This window comes from Dapis purpurea BLCC-M126 (assembly GCF_050015975.1).
GTDB lineage: Bacteria > Cyanobacteriota > Cyanobacteriia > Cyanobacteriales > Microcoleaceae > Trichodesmium.
The window spans coordinates 1-9,029 of the sequence record NZ_JBNHER010000168.1 but is presented as its reverse complement, the minus strand read 5'-3'; the positions used below and the strand labels follow the sequence as shown (position 1 = coordinate 9,029).

Annotated in this window: 8 protein-coding genes; 6 read left to right on the top strand and 2 right to left on the bottom strand. The window is 35.9% G+C overall.

The window, feature by feature from the left end; all coding sequences use genetic code 11:
• On the top strand, nt 1–705 hold a 705-nt coding region (locus tag ACP6PL_RS15035; protein WP_426546075.1), incomplete at its 5' end, for a tetratricopeptide repeat protein.
• A 643-nt stretch (nt 706–1,348) separates the two neighbouring features.
• Nucleotides 1,349–1,777 (top strand): hypothetical protein, encoded by a 429-nt coding sequence (locus tag ACP6PL_RS15030; protein ID WP_426546074.1) that lies wholly within the window; start codon nt 1,349–1,351, stop codon nt 1,775–1,777.
• Between the two features lie 283 nt (nt 1,778–2,060).
• Here the strand turns inward: ACP6PL_RS15030 and ACP6PL_RS15025 are convergent, their stop codons facing one another.
• Both ACP6PL_RS15025 and ACP6PL_RS15020 read right to left on the bottom strand, forming a co-directional pair.
• A complete protein-coding gene (locus ACP6PL_RS15025) occupies nt 2,061–3,467 on the bottom strand; it encodes a WD40 domain-containing protein (RefSeq protein WP_426546073.1) in 1,407 nt (468 codons plus the stop codon).
• A gap of 330 nt (nt 3,468–3,797) precedes the next feature.
• Nucleotides 3,798–4,334, bottom strand: coding sequence for a ferric reductase-like transmembrane domain-containing protein (locus ACP6PL_RS15020; RefSeq protein ID WP_426546072.1), 537 nt, complete (start codon nt 4,332–4,334; stop codon nt 3,798–3,800).
• Nucleotides 4,335–6,515: 2,181 nt separating this feature from the next.
• Between ACP6PL_RS15020 and grrP the strand changes: the two genes are divergently transcribed.
• From grrP to grrA (ACP6PL_RS15000), 4 genes are read left to right on the top strand one after another with little or no spacing between them, the layout of a single operon-like run.
• Entirely contained in the window at nt 6,516–7,385 is an 870-nt protein-coding gene (gene grrP, locus ACP6PL_RS15015; RefSeq protein WP_426546071.1) for an extracellular substrate binding-like orphan protein GrrP, read from the top strand.
• A gap of 28 nt (nt 7,386–7,413) precedes the next feature.
• Nucleotides 7,414–7,875, top strand: a complete 462-nt coding sequence (grrA, locus tag ACP6PL_RS15010) for a GrrA/OscA1 family cyclophane-containing rSAM-modified RiPP (RefSeq protein ID WP_426546070.1) — start codon at nt 7,414–7,416, stop codon at nt 7,873–7,875.
• Between the two features lie 33 nt (nt 7,876–7,908).
• Complete coding sequence (gene grrA, locus ACP6PL_RS15005) at nt 7,909–8,301, top strand: GrrA/OscA1 family cyclophane-containing rSAM-modified RiPP (RefSeq protein ID WP_426546069.1); 393 nt, start codon at nt 7,909–7,911, stop codon at nt 8,299–8,301.
• A gap of 45 nt (nt 8,302–8,346) precedes the next feature.
• A complete protein-coding gene (gene grrA, locus ACP6PL_RS15000) occupies nt 8,347–8,796 on the top strand; it encodes a GrrA/OscA1 family cyclophane-containing rSAM-modified RiPP (protein ID WP_426546068.1) in 450 nt (149 codons plus the stop codon).
• The last annotated feature ends 233 nt before the right edge of the window (nt 8,797–9,029 follow it).

Below are 9,029 nucleotides of genomic sequence, written 5' to 3'. Positions count from 1 at the left end.
GAAAAAGCCCTCGCCTCTGCTCACCAGATTCAGGATTCCGATCCCAAAGCTAATACCTTAATAGCCATTGCCGAAGCTATTGGCAAGCTCAAACAAGCGGAAAAAGCAGTTCCATTGCTCCAAACAGCCATCGACTCTGCCAACCAGATTCAGGATTCCTATCCCAAAGCTGAAGCCTTCAGAGCCATTGCTGAAGTCTATGGCAAGCTAAACCAAGCAGAAAAAGCTGATTCCTTGCTCGAAAAAGCCCTTGCCTCTGCCAACCAGATTCAGGATTCCAGTTCCAAAGCTGAAGCCTTAAGAGACATTGCCAAAGCCATTGGGAAGCTCAACCAAGCGGAAAAAGCTGCTCCCTTGCTCGAAAAAGCCCTCGCCTCTGCTCACCAGATTCAGTCTTCCAGTTCCAAAGCTGAAGCCTTAAGTGCCATTGCCGAAGCCTATGGCAAGCTTAACCAAGCGGAAAAAGCTGCTCCCTTGCTCAAAAAAACCCTTGCCTCTGCTCACCAGATTCAGTCTTCCTATCACAAAGCCAATGCCTTAAGAACCATTGCCGAAGCCGCAGCGAACTTGAAAAACTGGGGACAGGCGCTGAAAGCTACGGAAAAATGTCCCAGTGACGATTGTAAAGTAGAGTCCCTGGCAAAGGTTTTAACGGTTTATGCCGAGCAGCAGCATGCTGAGTTGAAGGAGGAGAAGAAAGAGTGAGAAGTTTGAAGTCAGAAGTTATACTAAATCTTAACAGTATTGCTATTTTTGGAGATGTGGAGTGTGGGGAGTGTGGGAACCCACCCCTAACCTCTCCCAGGAGGGGAATAGGGAGATGAGGAAATGAGTAGTATTTTTCCACCTTATTATAGAATCCGTATAATTACTATAGCCTGCGTCATTGCGACTGCAAAAGAGTGTAAGGAAGCAATCTCAGGATTGTGCGAGATTGCCTCCTATCGTCGTAATGACAACTTCCTACCAGGTTGTATATTATTCCGCCTTTGTTGCATGAAAGTGCTAGAAGCATTATGAAATAATGCTTTCTCAATAAATATTATTAATGCTAAACTCTTGTACTGCAAGGGTTACAGGATATTTGTGCAACAAAGCCTATTATTCCCTATTATGTTATGTCCGGATAATCAGTGATAAAAAAGCTTTTGTTTGTAGTTGGGCTTCAGCCCTATCTATGCTTTGGGCTAAAGCCCAACTACAAGCTATAATTATAACTATTCAACGGAACATCATATTACCGTTTATTTATAACTTTATCAAGTGAGAAAAATTAGGCAAGGGCATTATCAGACACAATAACCCATAAATCAAGTACAATTAAGTAAAATTTGACAAGTATAATGGTATGAGTAATGACAATAAAGGCGGGCAAAACCGCTCAATTTCTATTGGAGGTAGTGTCACTGGTGCCGCCATTCAAACAGGAGATAGCAACACTGCAAACATAAATTTTCAACAAGTCAGTTTACCTGAACCTGAAAGCGTTAACATACAGACAGAAATTAACGCCTTGCGTGAGATACTGGGGAAATTGGAAACCTCAGATCGTCGTAAAATTGATAATGCCTTTGAAGATGTCCAGGAGGAGCTAAATAAGCCCCAGTCAGATAAAAATGAGGTGGGCAAAGCATTAGAGCGAGCTTTTGAATATGCCAAAAAAGGTGCAGGGTTTGCTTCTGCGATCGAAAAACTTCAACCCCATCTAACAAAAACTACTGCTTGGCTAGGTGAAAATTGGCATAAACTACTGAGTCTGGTTAATTTAACAATTTGAGGTAATATCAAATTCAGGATAGTTAGTTACTGTAAGTCATTGCGACTGAAACAGAGTGGAAGGAAGGAATCTCCGCGTACCTCTGAGATTGCTTCCTATTGTCGCAATGACGAGTGTTCAACCGGATTGTATATTAGGGCTAAAGCCCAACTACGAGCCTAATGTAAGTACCTGGACATAAATAAAGGGGAGTATTCAACAAAACGTTAAGTCCCAAAAACCCTTGAGATTGCTTCCCTTGACTTCCGTGAAACGGTATAACAACACCATACTTAACTTTCCTCTACTGCAACCAACCGCTCCAAGGACTAACCTCAAGTACCCCTGTTGGTGTCATCACTACCCGAAATAGTGCAAAATATTTTTTCTGACTCGTAACTTGAGAATTAGCACTACTTAACAATTTCGGTAAAGGTGTTTGTTGAATATAATTTCTAGCTGGTTGATTCATCGGTTCTAAACTAACAATGACACCATCAACATTAACTCTCATCTGAAACAGTAAATCCTCATACCAAGTTGGAGTCTGTTGCCAATTTTCGTCAATTTGGTCATATACCTTTTGGTTTAACTCCTCTAACCTACCTGTATCAGTAATTTCTGAGATTGCAACTATATCTGCTTCTTTCTTAATAACAGATGGAAGAGTAACATTCTGTAACTGTTTATTACTCAAACTAGATACAGGCCACAATTTAATAGTGCCATCAGCACTGCCACTGGCAAGAGTTTGACCATTCGGGTTAAATTTTAAAGACCAAACAGCTTTAGAATGATCTGTCAATGTTTCTAGTAACTCTTCTGTCTCTACCTTCCACAGATGAATTTTTCTGTCGTAACTACTACTAGCAAGAGTTTTGCTATCAGGACTGAAAGCAACAGATAAAACTGCCCTGTCATGTCCTTCTAAAGTGCATAGAAATTGACCTTTTTCTATCTGCCATAACTTAACTGTCTGATCTTGACTCCCACTAGCAAGCATTTTGCTATCAGGACTAAAAGCGATCGCCCAAATTGTGTTTGTATGTGCTGCAAAGGAGTGGATTTGTTTACCTGTATTCAATTTCCAGGTTTTGATTTGACCTTTTTTACAGGCGCTAGCAAGCATTTTGCCATCAGGACTAAAAGCTAGAGCAGTTATAGGTTCTGGATGTTGAATTGTCATCTTAACAGAGCCAGTTTTGAGATTCCATACCTTAATCATGCCATCATAACTACCACTTGCCAAACTCTGACCATCAGCACTCATTGCTATAGCTTTCACATCATCGGTATGATCTTCCAGAGTCTGGATGAGATTTCCATTTGTAATATCCCAAAGTTTAATGCGGTTATCCCAACTACCACTAGCAAGAATTTTTCCATCGGGACTCATAACAAGAGATTCTATCGCATCCGAATGAGCATTTATAGTACGAAGTAATTTACCGTTAGTTAAATTCCAAATCTTAATCTTACCATCATAGCTACTGCTTGCTAGAGTTTTTCCGTCGCCACTGATGGCAACTGCATATACCCATGCTTTATGTCCTGAAAGAGTAAGAGAGGGTAGAGTTTTTTGTTCTGATACTTCAATATAGTTATTATTTGATGTTGATAGTGATCGCCATGACCATATTCCGCTAATAGTTGCTAAAGTAGTTGCTGCTATGACTGTAGAATATTTCCAACGTTTAGGTTGAGCGAGCATAAATTTTAATCCTGTTATTAATTATTACTTGTTAAAAAAAAATCAGATGATTTTTTACTATTAATTTAATTTGCACCCTTTAGTTTTTACTAATTAAAAAAATCAGATTACTGTTTATCAAAAAATTAAGGAATAAAGCCTCTCCATTCATGGATAGGAATTACGCAGTACAATGTATTTTTGTCATTGCGACCGATAGGGAAGCAATCTCAAATCCTAGTTTTTCCAACCTTATGTGTAAGTCCTGATGGAGAAAAAAGAAAAAAAATTCCTTGAGTGTCAATCCTTGTATTACAGAAGAAGTAATAATTAATAATTAATTATTAATTGTTAATTGTTAATTATTGATGTACCCTTACTTTTTGCCAATTTTTTTCTGCGCTCTAGAAATTTTCTAATAATAAATAAAACTGTTATACCTGTGATTCCTAACATTGCTAATGGGGTAAGATAGCTCCAATGACCCCACATTTTGTCTATGACGTGCCAGACTAAGAGAAACATGGCTAAATAAGTCAGCTCATGTAATTTCTTCCAATTTTTCTTCATTTTTTTGATACTCCAATCATTAGAAGTGATTGTTAGTAATGTAAAAATAATGAAAGTTACAACTCCTTGTATATATATCCAATATGTTTGAATATCAAAAAAATCAAAGTTTCTCTTGAGAACTAGCAAAACTCCATGAAGAAGGGCAAATACAAAAGCAATTACACCTATTTGACGACGATATTTCATTAATAATTTAGGAAGTTCCGTCTTCTTTGTGCTGGGAAAAACAATCCTTAAAGTTGTGGGTAATAGGGTAATTACATAGCATACTAATGCGAATAAACCTAAGTAGTTTGCAACTGGTGCTGTATCCAAAATAGTCTCTCCTTTAGTTACTAAATTTTCTTTAGCTGATAACTTTTTTTCTCAGTTATAAAACTACTTGCAGTAGTTATTTTTCTCTAATTAGTTTACGATCAAGTTAACATCTTTTGTTATTACTTGCATCAGTGGAATTACTAGGCTAAATTATTACGTCTAATCTAGAAGATATTACTGGAAACGTGTGGAAAGCCGCGATTTTTGATGGTAGTCATTTATGACTAAATTCAATCATCAAAAGCAACTACTAAGTGTAAATATTCTGAAACTTATTACCTCTCATACATATCTCCCAAATATGAAAGGTTAATTCCGGATAATTACTTAGAATAAAGTTCGAGAGATAAATAATCTCTAAGTTTGATTTAAAATACTTAGAGTTTGAGTTGATATTGTTATTACCTGAAGTAACACGGTTGTGTAGGTTCTCATTTCAGAGTAATTACATAGAAGTAGAGATATTTGCCAGTAAATACTTTTCATTTTCTCTCAAGACAATGAAAAATTACTACTTATTGACTACTATAAATTATTTTGGGGTGTACCTATTAATTTGCACTATTGCCTAACTCCTGATATTTTTCAGCTAAGAGTTTGTTTTGTTGTCTAAGCTGATATATTTATGAGTCTTCAGAGGTTATGCAATTTGTCAAACTTCCAGGAAATAATTTTAATCAAGGCTATACTTGAGCTAAGAGCAATTGTGTTTCATTTTAGAGTTTGTTTTATTATCTAAACTGATATATTTCTGAGTTTTCAAAGGTTATGCAATTTGTCAAACTTGCAGCAAATAATTTTAATCAAGGTCAAGTACCTGTGCAAAATTAATTCAATATTTGTCAGTAGGGAACAGAATTTTTGTAGCTTCTCTTTCTCAGAGATGAGAAAGAGAACATAGAGTCAAAAATATACTTGTATACTTGAGTAGTAGATCTAGAAATAATTTTGCCTACTTAGCGAATAATTAAGGTCTAAAGCCTCTCCTTTTAAGGAGAAAAAGTGGTCGAGAGAAGGCGTTTAGCCCTCCCCAGAACCCTCGTTTTGCTAGCGCAAACGCCATATCCAATCGACCAAGAGAAGAAAAAAAATCATTTTGCTCAATCCTCTTGTTTGAAGAAGAGGTAATGATTAATTGTTAATTCTTAATTATTGAATTAACTTAGTCATCAAATATACTATTAATTTTGCTTGTCTAATTATATTTACATAGTAGTGTTGGCGGATCTGGAAAAAGAATCTTGGCTCTGTCTTATCAATGAATACCAAGCAATTATTTGACATCTTCACGGGTTAAACCACCCTCAATTCTATAGTTTATCTACTATAAAAGGGATAAATCAGCTTATGTATCAACAGACTCCTACACTCCTTGACTAGATATTAATCTAGGTGGTGTAGCTCTGACCATTTTTTTAGGTAGTTTTCCGAGTGGTTTTACTCTGTCGGTGTCGGTATTAGAGCAATAAATCACTACTTTTGCTTTGCCTTAGCTGTCTACTTGCTTTTCCTCGCGAATCCTGGGAAAACAGCCGTCGTAGTAAATCTTATTCCTGTCTCCTGTCTGTCGGAATTTAACCACACTAGCGGTCATTTTGTGGCGACAAACCTTTTTCTTACTCGTTATTTATAGTAGGAATTATAGCAGACTTTTACTGCGGGTTGCAACCTGCGAGTTGTGATTCAACCAGGATATTAATCCACCTTTTTTTATTGGTAGTGGTGTACAAGTAGTGATTTTTTGAAAAAAACAAGTAGATCAGGAAATACTTCGTTTAAAAAGAGGGAATTTGCAGTATTTTATGTTCCCTATTTCCTATTAAGTGTTCCCTGTTCTCTACTATCTGTTCCTTACTCTGACAATAAATCACTACATTTACAGGATTACTTTTTTATGTTTATCTATAGAATAGCGATTCGCCCTACTTTAGTTTTATTACATAATATTGAATTATATCACAAAATATTAAATGAGTAAAAAATGGTAGAATTTAGGATTAATTTGATAAATATTTGTTACAAATAGATGCCTAAAAGCATCCATTAGAAAGATTTAACCTTTGCTTAAATTTTACTAAATGGTATAATATGTTTTTATTAATTATTATAGAATTATTTCAGTAAAGAAAAAATATGCTCAGGAAACAATTAATTGGAATTATAAGTCTAATAGTAACAATGTTTTCTACAGTTCCTGCTAGGGCTGAAACAGTTATGGAAAAAGTAGCCAGAACAGGAGTTTTGACTATCAGTACCAGAAGCGATTTAATACCATATTCCTACATTAATGAAGAAGGTAAATTAGTCGGTTATTCAATCGATTTACTCAATCTTGTTCAAGAAGAACTAGAGCAACGACTTGGTAAAGATATTATTATTCAAGTTGTCATAGAAGAAAAACTTTCAGAACGAATTCCTAAACTTAGAAGTGGGGAATTTGATATTGCTTGTGATACAGCATTTACCTGGGAAAGAGATAGATTTGTAGATTTTTCTACTAGCTATGCTGTTTCGGGTATCCGTTTATTAGTAAATTCTGAAAGTAATTTGGCATCTCCAGAATCTTTAGCTAATCAACGCATTGGTACTGCACCAAATAACCCTGGATCGGCAACAATAAAAACAATTCAACCCCAAGCTAATTTGGTAACTGTTAACAGTGTTGAAGAAGGGTTAAATGCTTTAGAACAAGGTAAAGTTGATGCTCTAGCGGGAGATACTGTTATTCTTTATGCAATTAGAGAAGAGCTAGGTAAAGATTCTTATAAACTTGTACCAGAACAACCTTATGCAAGATACGGAGTAGCTTGTATGGTTGCTGAAAATAATTCTACTTTTCTCAATCTAGTTAACTATTCAATTATCAAAATGATGCAAGGATATCTAGTAGGAGAAAATCGTTTTGAAGAAATGGTTAATCAGTGGTTTGGTCCTGAAGGAATCATCAATGTAGACCCGACAATTATCCGTAACTTTTTTGAAAATGTTATGATTACTAAAGAACAAGTTCCTCTTGACAAAACTGAGTCTAACGCTATTACTAAATAATTTTATTTTAATTTGAGGAGAAAACTTGGTGCAACTTTCTACAAAAAGTAGTTGGGTAGGATTTTTATTGGCTTTATCTACATTAAATATTCCCACAGCTAATACTACAGAAAATATCTCACTTCAGTCAACAGTTGAAAATCGCATAAATAGAATTACGGCAACTCTTAAACAAAAAGAAGAACAACTTCAAAATTCATCAGATTTTGAACCAGACCTTATAGCATTAGGTTGGAGTGATGGTAGAAATCGAAATTGGGTTAATACTAGTAGAGGTCGAGGTTGGGGTGATGGTAAAAATCGAAATTGGGTTAATGGTAATCGTGTTAATTGGAAAGATGGTTATGGCGGTAGTTTTGCTAATGTAAATCCTTGGCGCAATAGTTGGAGTGATTTGGGTGGTTTTTACAATTATCCTGGCGGCTTTAATAACTCTCGTCCCGGTGGAACTTGGAGTAATGGCAACAATTTTTCCAATTTTCGTAAATGACAATTAAATTTAGTTTTTACAGGAAAAGATGTAATGAAAATTTCTACAAGAAGTAGTTGGGTAGGATTTTTACTTGCTTTATCAACACTAAATATTCCCATAGCTAATGCCATAGAAAATAACTCACTTCAGCTAACAGTTGAAAATAGGCTCAATAGAATTACAGCTGCTATTAAACAAAAGGAAGAACAACTTCAAAATTCATCAGATTTTGAACCAGAGCGTATCGCATTAGGTTGGGGTGATGGTAAAAATAGAGGTTGGGTTGATACTCGTAGAGGTCGAGGTTGGGGTGATGGTAAAAATAGAGGTTGGGTTAATGCTCGTCGTGGTGGTTGGAAAGATGGTAAAGGAGGTAGTTTTGCTAATGTAAATCCCTGGCGTAATGGTTGGGGTGATCGTGGTGGTTTTTACAACCGTCGATAATAATTTAGCTCTAAGTTTTTAGGCAAAATTTATAGGAAAATAAATATGATAAAAATTTCTACAAAAAGTAGTTGGGTTGGTTTTTTATTAGCTTTATCCACACTGAATATTCCCATAGCTAATGCTACAGAAAATCACCCACTTCAGCCAACAGTTGAAAATCGTTTAAATAGAATTACACAAACTATCAGAGAAAAAGAAGAACAAGTTCAAGAAAAATCAAATATTGAACCAGATAGCCTTGCCATTGGTTGGCGTGATGGTAAAAAAGGTAGAGGTTGGGTAAATATTGGTCGTAGTGGTTGGAAAAATGGTAGAAAAGGTAGAGGTTGGGTAAATATTAGTAGACCAAGGTGGGGTGATGGTCGTCGTGGTGGGTGGGTTAATGGTCGTCGTGGTGGTTGGGTTGATGGTAGAGGAGGTAGTTTTGCTAATGTAAATCCCTGGCGCAATGGTTGGCGTGATGGTGGTGGCTTTTATAATTATCGTCGATAATTTCATAGCCATTAGCACTCAGCTATTAGCTATCAGCTTTTTTTTATTTCCCTCCTAGATATTTTCAGGTTATAGAATTTATATTAAATTCAATGTTTGAGACAAAAACTGACAGGAAATGACTGTTTATCCATTGATAATGGATAATTGATAATTACCTCTGGTTAAAACCGCTCTTGATTGAAGATTGGGAAATATCATTTCTCTTCTCTTGGTCGATTGGATATGCCGTT